Here is a 21561-nt window from a genome sequence, read left to right as displayed (position 1 = left end):
TGCAGGGGAAAGCCCGGTTTATTCTTATTTATGGAGAGGGATGCCGAAATAGGTATAGAGTGCTTCGGCATATTCCTGTGTATTGCCCGGTTTAAAGGTGTGGACGCCGCCGGCTTTGTATATTCTGAATTCGTCATCATCCACGGTGTTTCTGCCTTCTGCCGTACGGATGGATACCCGAGCCGTTTTGTTAAAAGGCGAATCGGGGGCATACTCGCACCAGAATGAGGTAGTGATGAAATCTCTCGGCAGGTTAGGTTCTTCCGTAAAGGAGAAGACGGGATCCCAGGCTTCTTTTTTCCACTCTTCGAGCATCCAGCCATACGCTTTCGTTTGGACGAGCCGATAGGTCTCGTTCCCCTGGGTCTGCACAAGGCCATCCACCAATTCCAGAGGATGGCGAAGTCCGGCTCCTCCGACGCCGACATCGGCAATATATCGCTGTTCTTCAATATCCACCTGCAGAATATGATGCCGACGTTTAGCAGGCGTATCGGTTTCATCCCGCCAGAAGCGTCCGAAGTAATGAGTGACCTTGAATCCCAGTTCCTGCAGCAGCCAGCCAAATAACGCATTGAGCTCGAAGCAGTAGCCGCCGCGATGCCGAGTTACGATTTTATCGTAAAGATCGGGGATATCCAGGGACAGTGGAATTCGATCAAGGATATCAAGATTTTCATAAGGTACGGTATGCACATGCTGTTCCTGTAATCTGGCGAGCATATAAGCGCTGTTTACAATCGGGCCCGTGTATCCAATACGCTCAAGATATGGGTTTACATCCAGGCCATGTATCGGGTTACTCATTTGATCACCGCATCTTTCGTCTTTTGTCAGCTTGGTAGAAGTAAGCCGTATATAATTATATATTTTATATCATATATTTGGGCGTACTAATAGAGAGCAAGAAGGAGGCGAAGCGGGACTACGTCTATGGAAAGCGCGGCACTTCGGACAGCTATTGGCCGCTTAAGGGAATACAGTAAGGTTACCGGCCCCGTACAGGTACTTGAGCGCATAAGAGAGGGTGTCCCTGCCGCCGATCCCCGGCGAGGGACACCCTTTCTTACGAAATCTAGATCAACTCAATATTAACCGCAGGTGCAGTTTAGAACCGGTTTGCGTGCCGCCGTCGTTTCGTCAAGTCGTTTCACGACCGTGGTATAAGGGGCGCCTATGACAACCTCCGGCGTGGTTTCGGCTTCTTTGGCAATCTGGATCATCGTGTCAATGAAACCGTCCAGTGTTTCTTTACTCTCCGTCTCGGTCGGCTCAATCATAATGCATTCCTCTACGTTGAGCGGGAAGTAGATGGTTGGCGGATGATAGCCAAAATCAAGCAGCCGCTTGGCAACATCCAGTGTCCGTACGCCAAACTCTTTTAGCTTTTTGCCCGATAGCACGAATTCGTGCTTGCACAGGCCCGGGTAGGCTACTTCGTAATAAGGAGCCAGACGGTGCATCATATAGTTGGCATTCAGCACCGCGAGCTCCGAGACACGGCGAAGTCCTTCCGGTCCATAGGTGCGAATATACGTGTAGGCCCTGACCAGGATGCCAAAGTTGCCATAGAACGCCTTCACGCGGCCGATGGATTGTGGACGATCGTAATCCCAATAGTAGGTGCCGTCCTCGCGTCTGGAAACGATCGGTTTTGGCAGGAACGGGATCAACAAACTCTTTACGCCGACAGGACCTGCACCTGGCCCACCGCCGCCATGCGGCGTGCTCATCGTTTTGTGCAGGTTGAGATGGACTACGTCGAAGCCCATGTCGCCTGGGCGGGTAATGCCCATGATGGCGTTGGAATTGGCTCCGTCATAGTACAGCAGGCCACCGGCTTCATGCACGATTTCCGCAATTTCCACGATCTGCTCTTCGAACAGACCCAGTGTGCTAGGATTCGTGAGCATTAAAGCCGCCGTATCGTCACCAACGACAGCGCGAAGGGCATCCAGATCAACCATGCCGCGCTCATTGGACTTAATCGTGATGGTGTCGTAACCGGCAACCGTTGCGCTGGCGGGGTTGGTGCCGTGCGAGGAGTCAGGAACAATGACCTTGGTTCGTTTCTCGCCGCGGCTTTCATGGTAAGCACGGATCAGCATGAGTCCCGTCCACTCCCCATGCGCACCTGCAGCGGGCTGCAGCGTTACTTGATCCATCCCGGTAAGTGCCGCCAAATCATTCTGCAAGGTATAGAGCAGCTCCAGAGCGCCTTGAATGCTTTCTTCAGGCTGGTACGGATGGATCTTGGCAAAGCCGGCAAAACGGGCAACGTCCTCGTTGATCTTCGGGTTGTATTTCATCGTGCATGAGCCGAGCGGGTAGAAGCCGTTATCGATACCGAAATTACGCCGGGACAACTCCGTATAGTGACGAATAACATCCACTTCATATACTTCCGGCAGTTCGGCCGGTTTGCTGCGCAGCAGGCCCTCTGGTATCAATGAAGCGGCGTCGATCTCCGGAACGTCGCATTCGGGAAGGGAATAGGCGACACGGCCGGGCTTGCTGAGTTCGAATATCAATGCTTTTTCCGGTTTCATACGATCGCCTCCAATTCACCAATAAATTGGTCGATTTCTTCCTTCGTCCGCCGTTCGGTCACAGCGATCAGCATACATCCTTGAAGCTCAGGGTACGCAGCGCCAAGATCATAACCTCCGATGTAACCTGCACCCAGAAGCTTCGAGTTGATCTCCTTCACGCTCGTTCCTTCAGGCAGCTTTACCACAAACTCATTGAAGAACGGCGAGCTAAACGGGAGGGAGAGGGGGCCTTTGGCGACACGGTCGGCAGCATAATGGGATTTGCGAACATTCAGAAGCGCCGCCTCTTGCATGCCAGCTTTACCCAGGGTGGACATATAAACGGATGCGCACAGCGCGAGCAGCGCCTGGTTCGAGCAGATGTTCGACGTTGCTTTTTCGCGGCGAATATGTTGTTCACGTGCCTGCAGCGTCAGTACAAAACCGCGTTTGCCGTCCTGATCGACGGTTTGACCCACAATACGTCCGGGAATGCGGCGCATCAGCGGCTCGGATACCGCGAAGAATCCGCACGTCGGTCCGCCAAGAGAAGCTGGAATGCCGAGCGGCTGGGCATCGCCGACAACGATGTCGGCGCCAAGCACACCAGGGGATTCCAGTAAACCGAGGGACAGCGGGTTAACGCTAAGCACGAGCAGTGCTTTTTTCTCATGAACCAGCTGCTCGATTGATTTCACATCTTCGATGCAGCCGAAGAAATTCGGTGATTGCAACAGCACGGCGGCGGTATCTTCCGTTATGGCAGCGGCGAGCGCATCCTGGTCGGTAACGCCATTGACGATGCCGACTTCCACGACTTCCAGATCGAGGCCGTGAGCCGAAGTCAGAACGATTTCCCGAGCTTCGGGATGGACGGCACGCGATATGACGATTTTCTTCCGTTTGGTTGCACCGCTGGCGAGCGCCGCAGCCTCAGCAAGCGCCGTGGAACCGTCATACATGCTGGCATTGGCAACTTTCATGCCGGTCAATTCACAGATGTAGGATTGAAATTCAAAAATCGCTTGCAGCTCGCCTTGACTGATCTCCGGTTGGTATGGCGTATACGCCGTGTAGAATTCAGAGCGGGAAATCACATGATTGAGCACAACCGGAATATGGTGATCGTACAAACCGGCCCCGAGAAAGCTTGTATAACGGTCAAAATCGGCATTTCTGTCCGATAGGTTGCGCATATGCTTAAGGAGTTCAGGTTCACCCAGCCGTTTTGACATGGGGAGGACGCCGTTGTAACGGATCGCTTTAGGGATATCGGCAAACAGATCTTCGATCGTTTCCGCGCCGACCGCAGCAAGCATATCGGCTTGATCCTGATCCGTCATAGGCAAGTAACGATGCTTCATGTTAAGGCAGCTCCTCTTTTGTAGAATGGTGTCTTTACCACCTTGGCTTTTAACTTCTTACCGCGGATCTCGACCCATACCTCGGTATCGAGGCTCGTGTATGGCGTTTCAATCAGGGCCAATCCGAGATTTCGCTTGAGTGAAGGGGATTGGGTACCGCTGGTCACTTCACCGATTGGTTCTCCTTCATGGTTGTATACGGGATAGTGGGAGCGCGGGATACCGCGATCGATGAGTTCAATGCCGACCAGCTTACGCGGCACACCGTCTTGCTTCTGCTGTTGAAGCGCTTCCCGACCGATGAAATCGCCGCTCTCCATCTTCACAAAGAACCCGAGATTGGCTTCAAGCGGAGAAATCGTGCTCGAAAGCTCTTGGCCGTACAATGGCAGTTTCGCTTCGAAACGGAGTGTATCACGTGCGCCCAGTCCGGTCGGAACAAGACCATGGGGTTCTCCGGCGGTTAAGAGCTCTCTCCAAATTGCGGGAGCATCCTCAGCGGAGCAATAGATTTCAAAGCCGTCTTCTCCGGTATAACCGGTACGGGACAATAGGGCGGAGCAGCCGCATACTTGTGCGTTCTGGATAAAATGGAAGGAGGAGAGTTCGCCTAACGCCTCAGTCGTGGCCTGTGACATGATGTTCACAGCCGCAGGTCCCTGAAGTGCAATCAGAGCCGTCTCAGCGGACACATTACGGATGGTGACATCACCAGCAAGATGGTCTTGAAGCCACTGGAGGTCTTTATCGATGTTGGATGCGTTCACAACCAGCATGAATCGGTCAGCCGACAGTTTATACACAAGCAGGTCATCTACCGTACCGCCGTTGTCGTAACACATCAACGTGTACTGGGCCTGACCAATCGATATGCGGGTTACATCATTCGTGGTCATCTTCTGGATAAAAGCTTCAGCGTCTTGTCCTGTGACGATAAATTCACCCATATGGGAGACGTCGAACAGGCCGGCGTGCTTGCGTACAGCTTCATGCTCTTGCACAATGCCGGAAAATTGCACGGGCAGTTCCCAGCCGCCGAAGTCGATGCAGCGGGCAGAAGGAAAATCGGAATAAAGCGGGTAAAGCGGTGTACGTTGTAATGGACTCATCTCTTCACCTCTTCGAATTGGCATGATCAATCGGGGAAACACCAAAAAAGGACAGACAGAAGGATAACAAGCCGTGCTAAAAAAAAGCCCGCTCGTTGCTTAATCCTTCTGCTCTGTCCTTTGTACCTGAGAGTTACCCCACATGTCATGTAAGTATAATGTCAAGCGTGTGTGAGTTTCCCCGTGGGTGATTCTACATTCAGAATTCTCTCCAGAGGTGCGTCCGGTAAAGGTCCTTTTGCCTGAGAGATTCACCGTGTTACGGCTTACTCCTTCGGCGTTACCTGTCAATCTTGTCGGTAATCTCTCCCGCTACCATCATCCGCGTGAAAATTATTGAGTTGTCATCATCTTCCTTGCGTTCTTGTGATTATTATAAACGTGTCTCGCCATAAAGTGTCAACCTTTATTTCACTAAAATATATTCAATCTTAAAATTTTTGTTAGATATCTTGACATCACTTCGTCCCTGTTTTATTCTGTGGGAGAATAAGCCAACCGAATATGCGGATGACGATGGATGGGAGAGACCGCCACGCGAAGGTTGAAACCTTGGCGGCACCGAAGGAGCAAACCGTTACGCCCGCCAGGCTGACGAGTAATCTCTCAGGTAAACGAACCGCCATCTGACGCAGCTCTGGAGAGTGCGCAAGCCACCCAAGGGGAAAGATTGGACCATAACGAAGCGGTCGATCATAAACTCTCAGGTACCGAGGACAGAGAGAAGGCGAATGCCTTTTTTCGCGTCCTTTTTTTTCATTTATTTACCTTAATTTCATTTCTTTAAGAAAAGAGGAGTATTCGTAAATGAGCGAAATCAGAGAGAATTTGGTGTACAGCGACGATCATGAATGGGCATTGAAGGTAGATGGAAATGTGGTGCGCGTCGGTATTTCCGATCATGCGCAATGCCAGCTGGGCGATATCGTATTCGTTGAACTCCCCGAGACCGGCGCTGTCGTTGCCGCAGGTGACAGCATCGGTACCATCGAGTCGGTCAAAACCGTATCGGAACTGTATTCCCCTGTATCAGGTACCATCACGAAAGTGAATGCTTCTCTGGAAGACCAGCCGGAGCTTGTGAACGAAGAGCCGTACGAAGGCGGTTGGATCATTGAGGTTGAGGTGGAAGGAGACCTGGAGGAAGCACTCGGAAAGCTGCTGACTGCAGAGGCATATCGTGCCAAAGTGGATTAAGGATTGAATCATAACATGGAATAATGAAACATAACGGCTGCTACTCGTGATGAGGTTTACGAGTTGCAGCCGTTTTAAATTATGGTGTTAATCTCTTGGAACCTTGCAGGTCCGATATCAAGTGCTTGAGGCCATACGGCGCGCGATCCGGCGTGCTCGAAGCTCAGGCAGATTCACGATCAGAATCCCCCCGATGATGAGCAAGCTGCCAACGATGGAATAGAGAGAAATCGCTTCGCCGTACAGAAATGCGCCTAATCCCAACGCGATGATCGGCGAAACAAAGAGCCAGGTCGACGGAAAAAAGGCATTTGTTGCTTTTAGCAGCCAAGCATACAGACTATGCCCCAGCATCGAGCCCACTATCGTCAAATACAAGACAGATCCGATGGCTGGCAGCGTTAGAATACCATTCCATTGTACCTGTTCACTGAATAGGGATAACACCAATAGGGCAGCGCCGCCATACATCATCTGCGCCGCATTGATCGTAATCGGCGAAATATCCGGCATGTCAAAGGATAATTTTCGGGTAGCGAGGGAGCCCACACTATAACCGATTTCGCCTATAAGAATTGCGATACAGCTCAGAATCCAGATGAGGTCGCTCCCCATCGCTATCTCGGGCATGATGAGCAAACATACTCCCACAAAACCGACCGCGCACCCCCAATAATCACTGCGCCGGGCATTCTTTCGCATCACGACCGATTGAATCATCAGAATCATCATGGGGCCTGTTGCCGATAGGATGGCAGCGATCCCTGAGGACACGTGCTGCTCGGCCCAATATAGCGTTGCAAACGTCAAGAATGTGCTGGTCATTCCGATTAGAAGGAATTCCTTGCGCAGGAGAAGGCATGGTTTTGCCTTCCGCTGTAATACCATCCACAGGAAGATGATGGCGCCCGCGAGAAGAAATCGAAGTCCCGCCGAGAGAAACGGCGGCAGTCCTGCTTCAACACCAATCTTGATGGCGAGAAACGTTGTGCTGAAAATGGCGCACATAAGCAAGTAGTTAAAAATAATCATGTAGCATCCTCCTTTTTCTATACTATAATTGGTAGTTAATAGAACAGATTGGTGGTTGGTAGAACAGATATGTTCTATTTCAGATCGGGGGAAGAACAGATGGAATCATCAACGCGGGACGACAAACATCAAGGTAAACGGGCATTGCAGCAGTCGGTCTATGACACCATCCTGGAAGGAATTGCTCAGGGCGAGTGGAAGGAGACTGACAGAATCCCGTCCGTGAGGGCGATGGCCGAGCGTTTGAACGTTCACCGGTTAACGGTGCTGAAGGCTTATCAGGAGCTGCTTGAGGACGGGATCGTGGAAGTTAAATATAAATCAGGATATTTCGTAGCGGTTAAGGCGCCTGCGACATTGCCGGAACCCTATACAACCAGCCGGCCATGGGCATATCAGGCCAAATCGGTATATGTCAATCGCAGCCGCTTGTCCGACATTCACAGGCATCAGGTCGATTACCAGATGTCCGAAGCGCTGATTGATCCTGCGCTGCTGCCGAACGCGTTCCTGTCCAATCACGTGAAACAAGTGTTTGACATGTATCCGAAGGTATTAAGCACGTACTCTTCCGTGTCCGGCGATTTGGAGCTGCGCGAGGAGATGGCCAGGTATTTTATGGATAAGCAAGGCATCACGGTCCATCCGGAAGAGCTGCTCATTACGACGGGATCCCAGCAAGCGATCGACTTGATCTCGCGTTCGCTTGTCAAAAGCGGGGATTCAGTATTGATTGAACGGCCGACGTATAGTCCGGCGATCGATGTTTTTGTGCAGCAAAATGTCAAGCTGCTTCCCATTGAGATTACGCCGGATGGGTATGACCTGGAGCAGATTGAATGTCTTATGCGGACGGAGAAGCCGAAGCTGTTCTATATGAACCCGACTTTTCAGAATCCGACAGGGTACACGGTGCCGGTTAAACAGCGTAAGGCGCTGGTTGAACTGGCGGAACGATACCAATGCATTCTGGTCGAGGATGAGGTCTATCACGACATTTATTTTGGAGATCCGCCGCCGCTGCCCTTTTTTTATTACGACACCGAGGGTTATGTCATTCACATTCGAAGCTTCAGCAAATATGTGGCCCCTGGCTTGCGGATATCGGTGCTGGCTGCACGTCCGGAGCTGATGAATGTCATCCTGCCGACCAAGGCGCTGTCGGACAACGGGACGCCGCTGCTGACGCAAAAGATTTTCCAGCACTATTTCTTCTCGAGCAGACTCCAGGAGCATGTGGCCAAGCTCCGGATTGCGCTGGAGCTTCGTAAAGATAGGATGGAGAAGCTGCTTGAGCCTACGAAATGGCGATGGAACAGCCCCGGCGGCGGCTTGAATCTATGGATACAGCTGCCGGAAAACATCAACGTGGATGCGTTGTTGCGGCAATGCCTGGCGGAATCCGTAGCTTTTGTGCCGGGTCGTATTTGCGACCCGCTGGACCAGATGGATTCGTGGATCAGACTCAGCTACTCCTATATCAGCGAAGTTCAACTGGAAGAGGGAATTCGTCGTCTCGTCGAGATATCGGAACAGGTGAAGCAAGGCTCGTAGGCATGAGAAATAAGTGAGTTATGAATTTCTTCTCGAAGTCATGTAGAGGTCATGTCTGCCAATAAACACGGAATATTTTAAATAAACGGTCTGATTGAATGTCACAAAAACAGCCCTCTTCTCGTGTTATGTGCAAAATCGCATAAAACAAAAGGAGATGGGTTGTCTCATGAAGGATCTAACATGTGTTGTCGTTGGTGGAGGCTTTGCAGGAATACATGCTCTAAAAGCGATTCATAAAGCTTGTCATAAAGGACTCAATGGAAGGAAGCTGCGGCTGATCCTGATCGATAAGGGTTCCGCCCATGTGCGGAAAGTCCTTATGTTCCGTCCTGCAGTGAGTGAAGAGGGGATTACCGTTCCTTGGGAACAGGTTATGCCGGAAGGTACCCGTTTCATACAGGGCAGGATGACCGGCATGGATAAGGAGAGCAAGCAGATGACTTTGGAAGACAGCAAAGGGGTGGAACATAAGCTGGAATATGATGTCCTTGTGATGGCTATAGGAAGCATCGTGCGTCAGGCAGCACCGGAGCAAGGCGGAATATCGCTGACAGGCCTGGAAGCGGCCGAACGCATCCGGGAACGGTGGCACGCAAACCTTAGGTTGGCAGTAAGGGAAACGGGTGCGCAGGAAAAGCAGCAGCTGATGAGTGCAGCCGTCGCTGGTGCCGGCATAACGGGCATCGAAACGTCAGCCGAGATGGTCCACGCCATGCGGACAGAGGCGGTTAAGCTTGGTTTAGATCCGAAGTTAATCCGTGTGCACCTATTCAATTCTCAGGAACGGTTGTTCCTGGAAGGGCCTGCGAAGGTGGGGGATCGGCTTGAACGATATCTAACCGATCTTGGCGTAGAACTTCATCATGGAAGAAGAGTGATCAAAGAGGAGCGGGGGCTGGTTCATGTCAACGATGGATCTCCCATCCCTGTAGGCCTCACGGTATGGACGCTTGGCCTCGCTCCTAACCCCGCGCTGCTCAGCCTCGGACTGCCGGTTACGCTGGACGGTCAAATCGTTGTAGATGAAAGCTATCGTGTCAAAGATGCCCCGGGAGTATATGGCATCGGCGATTGCGCGCATGTGGTTGATCCCGCTAACGGTGCTGCCGACCGGATGACATGCAAGGAAGCGATCCCCCAAGCGACGCGACTTGGCGGCATTGTGCATGCGGATTTAATCGGAGCGCCTGCAGCCAAGCATAAAAGTGTATCGGAGGGTTATACGGTCGGGCTGGGGCCGGGACATGGGTTAGTCTGGTCGCGTACCTGGGGAATGGATATTATGATCACAGGAAAGCTGGCATACAAGGTTAAATCGTTCATGTGGAATTATTCCAGCATGGTTCGATAGGTGAGCAGCAATCCTGCTTGAAAGGAATGAAGAAACGGCATGTTAGAGCTGTATGAGCAGTATAAGGGGCTCCTGTTTCATCTTGCTTATCAAATGACCGGAACGGTGTCGGACGCAGAGGACGCGGTACAGGATGTGTTCGTGAAAGTTCAAAGTCTTCCCCTGGAGAAGCTGGAGGAGCCAAAAGCTTATCTGTGCAAAATGGTGACGAATCGCTGCATCGACGAAATCAAGTCAGCTCGAAATCGAAGAGAGCAGTACTATGGCCCCTGGCTTCCGGAGCCGATCCCGGCAGCTTATAGCGAGTCCTATGAAGCCGTCGAGAATCATGAACTGCTCTCCTATGCCATGCTGGTTCTGTTGGAGCGGCTGTCTCCTTCGGAGCGGGCCGTGTTTGTTCTGCGGGAAGCGCTTGGATTCGATTATCCGGAAATCGCCGGACTGATCGATAAAACCGAGGCCAACTGCCGCAAGCTTATGAGCAGGGCGAGAGGAAAGATGGGGATCACGGAGGACGATCTGATTGGCGTGGGGTCCATGGCAGAGGAATGGGTGAGCCGGTTCTTCACGGCCCTATCCGAAGGAAATGCCGAACATGTCTTATCCCTGCTAGCGGATGATGCTGTATTGTTGTCCGATGGCGGCGGCAAAGTAATCGCAGCTGCGAGACCGGTTGAGAGCAAGGAGCGGGTTGCCCGTTTCCTCATCGGCATTCTTCACCAAGCGCAGCTGCAGGATGGAGTAGCGCCGGAGATCGAGGTAAAGGAACTGAACCATCAAACCGCTGTTATATTCCGCCAGGGAGGAAGTGTAACCGGCGTTATCTTTGTCAATATTCGGAAGGGATTGCTGCAAAATATTTATATTGTGAGGAATCCGGATAAACTTGAGGGGATTTAAGTTTAGGCATGGAACATCGAGGAAGTACATTCATGAGCAGTCCGCCTCTAGGGAGGGGGCTGTTTTTTTTTGCTGGAAACCGGAGGTGCAGGCGCAAAACCTAATCGAACGGTTAGATGAGCTTTTCATGAAGGAAATTTGATACTGGATTCGTATTCCAGTCTGTAGGGTAATTACATTTCGGGTTCGCAAGCCGATCTGTTACCCCGTGCATTTTCGTCAGACACTCATCTACTACCTACATACCAGGAGGTTCCGACAAATGGACAATTCAAAAGCCAATCCGAATGCTAGCAGCAGCAACAAGACGAGCAAGGACCAACAGCTGGAACAATTCACGGTTGACAATGACGCTAAGGAACTGACAACCAATCAGGGACTTAAGGTCTCTGAGGATGAACATTCGCTTAAAGCGGGCGAGCGTGGTCCGACCTTGATGGAGGATTTCCATTTCAGAGAGAAGATGACGCATTTCGACCATGAGCGGATTCCGGAACGAATCGTGCATGCCCGCGGTTTTGGGGCTCACGGCTATTTTCAGCTATATGAATCCATGAAAGATTATACAAAAGCCAAATTTCTGCAGGACCCTTCCGTCGTCACGCCGGTGTTTGTCCGATTCTCCACGGTTGCGGGCTCCAGGGGATCAGCCGACACCGTCAGGGACGTACGCGGCTTCGCAACCAAGTTTTATACGGAAGAAGGGAATTATGATCTTGTGGGTAACAATATGCCGGTCTTTTTCATACAGGATGCCATGAAGTTTCCCGACTTCGTTCATGCTGTCAAGCCTGAGCCGCATAACGAGATCCCGCAAGCCCAATCCGCCCATGATACGTTCTGGGATTTTGTGGCGAACAATTCGGAAAGCGCGCACATGATCATGTGGGCGATGTCCGACCGCTCGCTTCCGCGAAGCTTCCGAATGATGGAGGGCTTCGGCGTCCATACCTTCCGTTTCGTGAATGAAGAAGGACATGCGCATTTTGTGAAGTTTCACTGGAAGCCGGTGCTCGGCACACATTCCCTCGTATGGGATGAAACACAGAAGCTGGCAGGCAAGGATCCCGACTTTAACCGGCGTGATCTGTGGGATGCGATCGAATCAGGAAATTATCCGGAATTTGAGTTTGGCGTTCAAATGATTCGGGAGGATGAGGAATTCAATTTTGGTTTTGACATCCTTGATCCGACCAAGATTTGGCCCGAAGAACTTATTCCCGTCAGAGTCATCGGCAAAATGACACTCAATCGCAATACGGATAATTTCTTTGCGGAGACGGAACAGATTGCTTTCCATCCGGGACATGTCGTACCGGGAATCGATTTTACCAATGACCCGCTACTGCAAGGCCGCTTATTCTCTTATACCGACACCCAGCTTTCACGGCTCGGCGGACCTAATTTCCACGAAATTCCGATCAACCGTCCAGTCGCACCGGTTCATAACAACCAGCGTGACGGGATGCATCGTATGACCATCAATAAGGGCCCGGTCAGCTACCATAAGAACGGTATTGCCGGTAACACGCCGAAGCCGGTTCCAGTGGAGCACGGGGGTTATGAGCATTACACCGAGAAGGTGGAAGGGCGTAAGGTACAGGCACGCAGTGACAGCTTTAAGGATCATTTCAGCCAAGCGGCCCTGTTCTGGAATAGCATGTCAGAGGTCGAGAAGCAGCATATCGTATCCGCATTCCAGTTCGAGCTTGGTAAAGTACAGCGGAAGGAAATTCGCCAGCAAGTCGTTGACCTGTTCGCGAATGTCGATAGCGAACTTGCCACCCGGATTTCGGAGGGCATCGGAACCATGCCTCCGCAAACCAGCGGCTCCGCTTCCAGTGAGTCTTCACCGGCACTGAGCATGATGAATACCGTGAAGCTCCCGCTAACCCGTAAAGTAGCGGTGCTGGCAGGCAACGGATTTACGGACGAACTCCCCTTTGTGCTCACGCAGCTGCAGCAAGCCGGCATCATCACCGAGGTGGTTAGCGCGAAGCTCGGCGTCATTCAAGGCAAAGCCGGCGCGGAACTGGAAGTGAACCACTCGCTGCTTGGGGCGGATTCCGTCTTGTTCGATGCGGTGCTTGTTGCAGGCGGCGCGTTAAGCGTATCGGAGCTCCTGGTGGAGCCGAAGGTGCTGGATTTCGTCAAGGAAGCGTATCAGCATTTCAAGCCGATCGCAGCCATAGCCGAAGGGGCAAACTTGCTTCCAACATCCAGTGGTGAAGGGATCGTGGTTGCGCAAGAAAATGAGGATTTGAAGCCTTTTGGCGAAGCCTTCATTAATGCCATTGCGGCGCATCGCCATTGGTCGCGTACGATCTAAGAATGGATTGCCCTTGAATATATAAAACGATTGCGCTATAATTCCCCTTAATCATTGGCTAAAAAGTGAAGGGGATTATACCATGATCAACATCAACTTCAATCAACTTCATCATCACAAGCAGCGTTAGCACGCCTGTCATTCTACAGGGTGGGCTAACGCTGTTCGCGTTGGCCTCCCTGCCGCATATTCAGCGCGCGGGACCATGAGGTCCGGCGCGTTTTTTATTTTCATTTCCAACGAAAGGATGATTAACGATGCAGAACGTAAAAGGAACGTATGATTATTTTGGCCAAGAACAGACGATCCGAAGAAAGGTGCAATCGACGCTGCGAGAAGTGTTTGAATGTTATGACTATGCTGAAATGGAGACAACCATTCTGAATGAATCGGAGCTGTTGTCTTCCAAATACGCAGGAGGGGAAGAAATTCTGAAGGAAATGTACCAGCTGACAGATCAGGGTACGCGACGTCTGGGCCTCCGGTACGACTTGACGATTCCATTCGCTAAGGTAATCGCGCTGAATCCCGCGATCAGCCAGCCTTTCAAACGTTATGAGATGGGGAAGGTATTCCGGGACGGTCCCGTCAAACGGGGCAGATTGCGGGAGTTTCTGCAGTGTGGTGGGAATCTCGGGACCGGAAGCGGAGGTTGAGCTCATGCAGCTTGCAGTCGAAGTGTTTCGGAGGCTTGAAATTCCGATCATGCTCAGGTGGAACAATCGAAGCTTCCTTGGTGAAATTCTTGGAGCTATGGGCGTACCGGAAGAGATGAAACCATCCGTCATGCTGACGCTGGATAAGCTCGACAAGATTGGTAAGGAGGGGGTTCGACAAGAGCTTGCGGGTAAGGTGCTCGCTTCGGAGATTTGTCGTCAAATTCTTGATTTTGTTGATCTCAAGGAGCCGACATTAGCGCAAATTAGAAGCACATACAACCTGGACAGCGAGTGCGGAGCACGAGAAGTCCAGATCCTGCAAAATATGCTGCAGCGCGTCGGGTTGCAAGAGATCTGCGTATTTGATCCGTTTCTATCAAGAGGCTTGTCATTTTACACAGGAACCGTTTACTAAATCTTTGATGCATCTCAGGGCTTTCGTTCAAGCTTGGGCGGAGGCGGCAGGTATGATGCGATTATCGGGCAGCTCGTTGGCCGCGAGGACATTGTTTATCCTACGGTGGGTCTTTCGTTTGGCATGGAATCCATCATGGAGATGCTCCGGAACCGTCCGATTGAAACAAACAAGCCGCTCGTTGTGGTTATCCCGATAGGAGAAACCATACCGGAAGGATTGATGGCTGCAGCGGCACTCCGGAATCGCGGGATTCATGCGCGATTGGCGGACAACCGCCGCAAATTGAAGAAAACATTAGCTTCCGCCTCAGCTGAGAGTATTCCATATGCCATCCTGATCGGCGAAGATGAAGCGGCGGCGGGCATGGTTCGACTGAAGAAAATGACCGAGGGCAAGGAGCTTACATTGACGCTGCAGAAGGCGGTTGAGCTTATTATTCAATCCTGTGAATGATGATTTGAAGGAAGCCTCGCTTATCCATCATGGAGTGTAAACTCATGACCAACAACTTGGATAACGCCGACATATGGAATGCCATTGTTCTTTTTCGAATATAATGGTTTTCTACCGAAAAGGGACTCGCGCTCGAAACGATCTCCAAGTAGAATAAAACGTATAGATTTCACCAGGGGGGAGCGGATTGCAATGCTGTACGAACAATTCTTCATGCTGCACCAAAAGCTTGCTGTTAACGCTCCAGCCAACACGGCTACGGAAGTGACGCTTGAGCAGATCGCCGATACGCTGTATTGCACAACGCGGAATGCCAAGCTCGTTCTACGCAAGCTGGAAGAGAAGGGCTGGATTATATGGAAGGCAGGACGTGGGCGAGGAAACCGTTCCAAGCTTACCTTTGTAGCCGATCAAGCTGAGCTGCTTCAGGAAGCAGCTCAGCAGCTCGCGCTAAAAGGGGAATATAAGCAGGCCTTCGAACTGCTGCGTACCTATGGTCAAGGTATTCACACAAATGATTCTTACGTGGAATGGATGAACGGGCATTTTGGCTTTAGCAGGGAGATGAGAGAAGGGGAGATAGAAGCAAGGGATTCTCTGCGGCTTCCGGTATACCGCTTGATTGAAACGTTGGATCCCGCCGAATGCTACTACAGTTTTCAAGCTCACATGATCCAGCAGATATTTGACCGGCTGGTGATATACGATAATGCCAACGATCAATACCTGCCCGTTATCGCGCATCATTGGATGAGCAATGAGGATGCAACGATCTGGACTTTTCATCTGCGTAAAGGAATCCGGTTCCATGACGGTAAGGAATTATCGGCGGAGGACGTGAAATTCACGGTGGAACGTCTGGGACGAGATAAACGAAATGCTTGGATCGTGCGTGAACTGCAGCGGGTAGAGGTGGTATCCCCTCGGGAGGTTCGTTTTATTCTGAACAAGCCGAATCGAATTTTTATCCGGTTTCTTAGCTCTACATGCATGTCCATCGTGCCTAAACATTTGGTAAGCGTCCATGAAGAACAGTTCTGGAAGCAACCTGTCGGAACGGGACCCTTTCAGGTAGAGGAATGGACCGATGATCGGCTGACCATTCTAGCTAATCCCCATTATTATCAAGGGCGGCCGCATTTGGACAACATCCACATTATCATGATGCCGGAGGATGCGGAGCATTGCGAGGTCAGCTGGGAGCGGCTGCTGCGGGATCCGGAGCGTGTCGATCATAACGATGAGAATCATGCTGTGGATATCATAGAATCTTCCGAAGGCTGTACGACTTTGATTACGTGGAATATGAAAAAGCCGGGGCCCTATCAATCCATCGAATTTCGCCGGGCATTCAGCCTGATTCTGAACCGTGCCAAAATGATACGCGAACTTGGCGGCAACCGGCTTTACCCGGCCAAAGGATTCATCATGGATGAGCAAGCGCCTTACCGTAAAGACCGATATGATCCCGAGCTGGCAAAGTCACTGCTGAAACAGTCGGGTTATGACGGCTCTCCCATTACCATGGCTACGCTCGCCAATCATATCAAAGACGCCGAATGGGTTCAGAAGCAGTGCGCTTCCATCGGGATTCCATTAATTATCCGGGAGGAGAGGATGGATACCATACACCAATCGGATGTGATGAACACCATGGATTGTGTCTTGCACGGCCTTGTTCTTCCAGGTGAAGAAGTATGTTTAATCGAGAATTACGAGCAGAAGGGAAGCGTAGTTAAAGAGTTCATGGATCCATCGCTGCATCATTGGGTGAAAGATTGCGTGGATGATGCGCTTGCCAGCGAGTGGTATGAGGAGCGTTTGAGTTTGTTATCCCATATTGAAGAGAGGCTTCGGGAGGAAGCGCATGTATCATTCTTGATTCATACGAGATTTTACGCAAGCTTGGATCCTTCTTATAAAGGGGTTGTCATCAATAATCTGGGATGGCTGGATTTCAAGCAGATTTGGCGAGTATGATTTCTTCCCATAAAAAGAGCAAGCGCGAATAACCGCGCTTGCTCTTTATTTCTTATAAGGATTTCGTGCGGCTTCTTCGGGATCTCCGCTTTCGAAAGAAGCCATAAAGTTTATCGAGAATTCGAGTATAACTTGAGGTATGCTGCGATTCATATGCGATCTCGTCATGAATGATGAATCTTCCTTGACGATCAAGTTCGTCCCATTTTGCTTGCTGGTATTCGTTCAATTTTTCCAAAGTATAAACATCATTGTTCATGTTAACCTCCCTATCAGACATTCGGAATTCGCTGTAACGCCAGTAGAATGTCTTGATACTCTCATTATGGAGGTCAACCGAACTTGTAAAAAGTGTAAACCTCGGCAGCTTTTTTTCCCCTTTTCCTGAACTAAAGGACTACCGCAGAGAAGAGATTAGACTTTATTATCACGATGCGTGATAGTGGAATTCTCAATCTGAATCGTTGAATGCTCGATATGGAATCGGCTATCCAGAAGATCGATCGCTTCTTGTAGAATCTCATAACTGTTCGCTTCATCCTGAGCGACGAGATGGCAGCTTAAGGAGTCGAAATTGGACGTAATCGTCCAAATATGAAGATCATGGATGCCGGTGACCCCAGGAATAGACAGCAGGGATTTCTTTACCTCTTCAGGGTTAATCGCTGCCGGTGCTCCCTCCATCAGAATATGAACGGTATTCTGTATGATTCTCCAGGCGCTCTTCAGGATCAAGATCGACACCAGAATGGATATGATAGGGTCCGCAATGTACCATCCGAAGGCCATCATCACGATCCCCGCGATGATGGCTCCTACCGAGCCGAGCGCATCGCCAATAACATGGAGGTATGCGCTGCGGAGATTCACATTGTTCTTCACATCGCCCGTCCGCATCAAGAACCAGGCACTGAGAAGATTAGCCAACAGGCCGATGGCTGCAATGAGCATCATGCTTCCGCTGGCTACAGTCGGCGGGTCGTCAAAGCGCTGAATCGCTTCCCATACGATAAAGCCCGCGATGACAAACAATGCGACGCCATTTAATAGTGCTGCCAATATTTCAAAACGGTAAAAGCCATAGGTTTTATTCGGCGATGAGGGCTTTGTGGCAAACCATAATGCGACCAGACTGAGCAGTAAAGCGCTGGCATCACTTAACATATGCCCGGAATCGGATAACAGAGCCAGACTGTTGGTCAGCAAGCCCCCTATAAACTCTAGAATCATGATGCCAAGTGTGATGATGAGGGCAATGGCAAGTCCTTTTTTGTTTCCTGAGCGGGCATGGTCATGGTGGCTGTGGTCATGCCCATGATGATGGTTATGATGATGCATAATCGAAAACTCCCTTCGAATCCATCTGTGGAATGAATCAATAATCATGGAAACATTTGCGTTATTCGTAATATGAACATATGCTCATATACAATGTAATCCTTCGTTTTGTTTTTGTCAAGTTTTTCCGAAGGTATTGCGAAAGTGTAAATGATTTTTCACTTATTCATTTATCTAGTATGCTTGATAAGCGAGGAAATTAAATTTTACGTGTGATGATTAGTTCTTATTATCGGTTGAAGAGAAGGAGTGATATGCGACATGGGAGAACAACGTAAATCGATTAGCGAAGTTTATAGCGAAACAGCCTATCCATTGATTGGTCATAGCCGCAGGAATCTTGAGGTGCTGCTGGAGGCATTTGGCGACGTGGATGGGTCGCAGATGGGGGATACATATGGCAAAGGCGCCATCATTGAGGAGTTTCAGGCACGCATGGCAGACGTTCTGGGCAAGGAATCGGCTGTCTTTTTTCCAAGCGGAACTATGGCGCAGCAGATTGCTTTGCGGATCTGGTGCGATGATGCTGGGCTGAAACAAGTGGCTTATCATCCCCTCTGTCATCTGGAGATTCACGAAGAGGACGGGCTTAAGGAGCTGCATCATATCGAACCGATTCTCCTAGCCGATAAAGAGCGTTTGATTACGCTTGAAGACGTGCAGAGTCTGAATCGCGATATTGCATGTTTGCTGCTGGAGCTGCCGCAGCGTGAAATCGGAGGGCAGCTGCCCGAATACGAAGAGTTGGAGGCCATATCGGCGTATTGTCGTTCTCAAGATATTAAGCTTCATCTGGACGGGGCAAGATTGTTCGAGATCACTCCGTATTATCAAAAAACGGCGGCAGAAATCGGTGCACTATTTGACAGTGTATATGTGTCCCTCTATAAAGGCATAGGCGGGATTGCCGGCGCCATTCTGGCTGGCGGCACCGACTTTGTGGAGAAGTCCAAAGTATGGAAAAGGCGTCATGGCGGGGATTTGGTCAGTCTTTACCCGTATATCATCAGTTCAAGTTATTATTATAAGGAAAGAATAGGCAACATGGGCCGGTATTACGAGGAAGCTAAAGAGCTCGCAGCGCTGTTTAATCAGTGCGAGGGCGTGAATACGAAGCCTGCCGTGCCCGTATCGAATATGTTTCATGTACATTTTGAATTGGACAAAGAACAGCTTGAACCCATTCTTATCGAGGTTTTCCGCGCGACGGGCGTCGGTTTGATCAGTTATCTAAACGAAGCAGGGGAAAATCAATGTTATACGGAAGTTCACATTGGGGAGCGGTACGGCAAGACGCCGAGAGAAAGCATTCAAGAAGCTTTTCAATTGTTGAATGAGAAATTGCGGGAAGCTGCGAGCACATGACAAAAGGACCTGAATCCGGTCCTTTTTCATTTTCCTATACTCATGCAATCGGACACAAATAGACGAGATCTGACGAATGGGCCGGATGCTGGGTCATACCAATGATATCACCGGCTCGAGGAATCTGCAGTTTCGATACAAGGGGCTCCAGTGCATCCTGCGGGCTTTTCTTTTGCGGAAAAACTCCCCTTTAAGAAACGGTTTATTTAAACCTGTTTACTTAATAAGGGAGCATGTCGAAATCGGCAGCTTGTTCCATAATTTATAATAGCGAGGTTGCGAACTTCATCTCGGGAAAGCGGCTATCCGGTCCTTTCATTAAATTTCTACCTTGATTTTTCAGATATATGTCGAAGAAATCCAGCATATAGGCATTAATAACGGAGCTCGCTCTTTCAGGTGCAATTTTTCCATTAATGCCCAGTATCTTGAAAATAGGCGAAATGAACTGGACATCGGTAAAATTCAAATGCTCCGTATTTTCAATATAGAGGACTTGTCCCCCTTCGCCGACTGTTTCGCGCATCCGTTTAAGCTCCAGCTTTTTATCTTCCGTTACTTGATCCATCCACTCTCTTGTTGAGCCCATACGGTCAAGCTCTGCATCGGTGTAAACTCGGTTATCCCTCACCATTTTTAATTGTTCAAATTCGCTTTCCGAGTGGATGAATAAAAACGGCTTTTGCAGACCCTCTCTGTCACGCAGTCGGTAAAGCCCTCCGTCCAAATCTATTCCAGCTGTGATTCGCGGATCGTAAGAAGCGTCATAGGCCGTCGCTCCGCCGATGGAATGGCCAAACACCCCGACATGCTTGAGATCAATCTTCCCTTTAAAACGACTTGGAATCTGCCCCGATTGGATAAGCTCGAACTGGTCCAGCGCAAAAGCCACATCATCTGTTAAAACTTTTCCCAATTTGTCGCGATTTCCGCTTTCGGTCCGATAATCGTGGTCGGGCGAAAATAAGTCGTTGGTTGTGCTGGTCGTGATTCGACCGTCCGGAAACTCAGTTGCAAATGTATTGAAGGTGTGGTCGATCACGGCCACGATATATCCGTGACTCGCGAGATTTTCGGCTTGCGACGTATGGAGGAACCTGGAAGAGCCGAAGCCGGGATTCGCAAGGATTAGCGGGTATGTAGTCTGTGCTGAAGAGACTTCGGCCCCAGAGTAAGCATGACTGGATACGTACTTCAAGTGTTGAAAAGTAAACCCGGGAAGGCCATAGTTCGCAGCCATATAACGTAAAATCCCGGTATCGGGAATAAAGGGAGCATACTTGCTGGAGCCAGCTTGGGCCGGATACCATACCTGAACCATCATTTCCCTCTTGCCTGTCGCGGTTGTGCCAAATGTCTCCTCCCGGCTTGAATCGATGAAATGAAAGACTTGTGTACTTACCTTCAGCTCGCAAGTTGGCTCTGGAAAGTTGAATACGGGAAATACATAGAGGAAGCATCCCGTTGCGATTAACCCAAACCCGATAAAAAGGCGGCCCAGCACCCTACGGATTCGCGAAGCAGTCTGAACGCCTGCCGGTGTTTTGAAAGCGTCTATCAGTGAAAGAATAAGCATCAGGAGCGTAAATCCGTATAAAAATAATAGCTGAACCCTGTATCCTTCGACAAGCAAATGGATCACTAAAAAAATGGAGCCTGCTCCGCTTGTCAGGAGTAAAGCTGATCTTCGGATACGCTGATTGACAATGAACTGGAATGCCAACAAACACGCACTCGAAAAGAATAGCAGCATTTCAAAAAACCTCATGCCAACTCCCCCTTAAAAATAATCCTATCAAGGGAGTATTTTAGAGGAGCAGCCAGGTTGGTACCATTGATTTAGATGACATTTACCTTACACGCTTGTAAGGTTGCACGATGATGCGCGCAAGGCCCGGATCATCCAAAGATAAATTAACGACGATAAGACATTCTTTAGTCGACATTAAAAGAACCCGCGCCAGGCGCGGGTTCCAAT

At 50.2% G+C, this 21561-nt stretch carries 16 protein-coding genes, 1 pseudogene and 3 riboswitches; of the genes and pseudogenes, 9 read left to right on the top strand and 8 right to left on the bottom strand.

The features are described 5' to 3' along the window. Positions 1 to 24: 24 nt before the first annotated feature. The 4 genes from ACQKPA_RS29610 to gcvT all read right to left on the bottom strand — a co-directional run bounded on the left by ACQKPA_RS29610 (position 25) and on the right by gcvT (position 5004). Complete coding sequence (locus ACQKPA_RS29610) at positions 25 to 807, bottom strand: arylamine N-acetyltransferase family protein (RefSeq protein WP_427495971.1); 783 nt, start codon at positions 805 to 807, stop codon at positions 25 to 27. Between the two features lie 284 nt (positions 808 to 1091). After that, the gene (gcvPB, locus tag ACQKPA_RS29605) at positions 1092 to 2549 is read right to left on the bottom strand and encodes an aminomethyl-transferring glycine dehydrogenase subunit GcvPB (protein WP_427495970.1); all 1458 of its coding nucleotides are present in this window, start codon (positions 2547 to 2549) and stop codon (positions 1092 to 1094) included. After that, positions 2546 to 3895, bottom strand: a complete 1350-nt coding sequence (gene gcvPA / locus ACQKPA_RS29600; RefSeq protein ID WP_427495969.1) for an aminomethyl-transferring glycine dehydrogenase subunit GcvPA — start codon at positions 3893 to 3895, stop codon at positions 2546 to 2548. The genes gcvPB and gcvPA overlap by 4 nt, the downstream gene beginning before the upstream one ends. Next, a complete protein-coding gene (gcvT, locus tag ACQKPA_RS29595; RefSeq protein ID WP_427495968.1) occupies positions 3892 to 5004 on the bottom strand; it encodes a glycine cleavage system aminomethyltransferase GcvT in 1113 nt (370 codons plus the stop codon). Before gcvT ends, gcvPA begins: the two co-directional genes overlap by 4 nt. Before the next feature lie 111 nt (positions 5005 to 5115). Continuing rightward, positions 5116 to 5221, bottom strand: a riboswitch (glycine riboswitch). Positions 5222 to 5224: 3 nt separating this feature from the next. Continuing rightward, positions 5225 to 5326: riboswitch (glycine riboswitch) on the bottom strand. A 188-nt stretch (positions 5327 to 5514) separates the two neighbouring features. Further along, positions 5515 to 5636: riboswitch (glycine riboswitch) on the top strand. A gap of 175 nt (positions 5637 to 5811) precedes the next feature. Here gcvT and gcvH point away from each other — a divergent pair. Then, complete coding sequence (gene gcvH / locus ACQKPA_RS29590) at positions 5812 to 6201, top strand: glycine cleavage system protein GcvH (protein WP_071218519.1); 390 nt, start codon at positions 5812 to 5814, stop codon at positions 6199 to 6201. Positions 6202 to 6318: 117 nt separating this feature from the next. Here gcvH and ACQKPA_RS29585 read toward each other — a convergent pair whose 3' ends face one another. After that, positions 6319 to 7233: a DMT family transporter gene (locus ACQKPA_RS29585; RefSeq protein ID WP_427495967.1), complete on the bottom strand. Its 915-nt coding sequence runs from the start codon at positions 7231 to 7233 to the stop codon at positions 6319 to 6321. Positions 7234 to 7332: 99 nt separating this feature from the next. Here ACQKPA_RS29585 and ACQKPA_RS29580 point away from each other — a divergent pair, with 99 nt between their 5' ends. The 7 genes and pseudogenes from ACQKPA_RS29580 to ACQKPA_RS29550 all read left to right on the top strand — a co-directional run bounded on the left by ACQKPA_RS29580 (position 7333) and on the right by ACQKPA_RS29550 (position 16880). Then, positions 7333 to 8787: a PLP-dependent aminotransferase family protein gene (locus ACQKPA_RS29580; protein ID WP_427495966.1), complete on the top strand. Its 1455-nt coding sequence runs from the start codon at positions 7333 to 7335 to the stop codon at positions 8785 to 8787. Positions 8788 to 8956: 169 nt separating this feature from the next. Further along, entirely contained in the window at positions 8957 to 10141 is a 1185-nt protein-coding gene (locus ACQKPA_RS29575) for an NAD(P)/FAD-dependent oxidoreductase (protein WP_427495965.1), read from the top strand. Between the two features lie 39 nt (positions 10142 to 10180). After that, the gene (locus tag ACQKPA_RS29570) at positions 10181 to 11041 is read left to right on the top strand and encodes an RNA polymerase sigma-70 factor (protein ID WP_427495964.1); all 861 of its coding nucleotides are present in this window, start codon (positions 10181 to 10183) and stop codon (positions 11039 to 11041) included. A 262-nt stretch (positions 11042 to 11303) separates the two neighbouring features. Next, positions 11304 to 13370, top strand: a complete 2067-nt coding sequence (locus ACQKPA_RS29565; RefSeq protein WP_427495963.1) for a catalase — start codon at positions 11304 to 11306, stop codon at positions 13368 to 13370. Between the two features lie 257 nt (positions 13371 to 13627). Further along, positions 13628 to 14444: pseudogene (locus ACQKPA_RS29560) on the top strand (ATP phosphoribosyltransferase regulatory subunit). Between the two features lie 33 nt (positions 14445 to 14477). Further along, a complete protein-coding gene (locus ACQKPA_RS29555) occupies positions 14478 to 14900 on the top strand; it encodes a His/Gly/Thr/Pro-type tRNA ligase C-terminal domain-containing protein (RefSeq protein WP_427495962.1) in 423 nt (140 codons plus the stop codon). A 192-nt stretch (positions 14901 to 15092) separates the two neighbouring features. Further along, on the top strand, positions 15093 to 16880 hold the full coding sequence (locus ACQKPA_RS29550) for an ABC transporter substrate-binding protein (RefSeq protein ID WP_427495961.1): 1788 nt from the start codon (positions 15093 to 15095) through the stop codon (positions 16878 to 16880). A 52-nt stretch (positions 16881 to 16932) separates the two neighbouring features. Here ACQKPA_RS29550 and ACQKPA_RS29545 read toward each other — a convergent pair whose 3' ends face one another. Continuing rightward, positions 16933 to 17139, bottom strand: coding sequence for a hypothetical protein (locus tag ACQKPA_RS29545; RefSeq protein WP_427495960.1), 207 nt, complete (start codon positions 17137 to 17139; stop codon positions 16933 to 16935). Positions 17140 to 17294: 155 nt separating this feature from the next. Further along, on the bottom strand, positions 17295 to 18218 hold the full coding sequence (locus ACQKPA_RS29540; protein ID WP_427495959.1) for a cation diffusion facilitator family transporter: 924 nt from the start codon (positions 18216 to 18218) through the stop codon (positions 17295 to 17297). A 261-nt stretch (positions 18219 to 18479) separates the two neighbouring features. Here ACQKPA_RS29540 and ACQKPA_RS29535 point away from each other — a divergent pair, with 261 nt between their 5' ends. Beyond that, complete coding sequence (locus ACQKPA_RS29535; protein WP_427495958.1) at positions 18480 to 19583, top strand: threonine aldolase family protein; 1104 nt, start codon at positions 18480 to 18482, stop codon at positions 19581 to 19583. A 262-nt stretch (positions 19584 to 19845) separates the two neighbouring features. Here ACQKPA_RS29535 and ACQKPA_RS29530 read toward each other — a convergent pair whose 3' ends face one another. After that, entirely contained in the window at positions 19846 to 21351 is a 1506-nt protein-coding gene (locus tag ACQKPA_RS29530) for an alpha/beta hydrolase family protein (RefSeq protein ID WP_427495957.1), read from the bottom strand. Between the last annotated feature and the right edge of the window lie 210 nt (positions 21352 to 21561).

Source organism: Paenibacillus sp. NPDC093718, from assembly GCF_050279985.1.
In the GTDB taxonomy this organism is placed as follows: domain Bacteria; phylum Bacillota; class Bacilli; order Paenibacillales; family Paenibacillaceae; genus Paenibacillus_AQ.
Note: the sequence above shows the minus strand (reverse complement) of the source record. Positions and strands in the feature narration are given on the sequence as shown.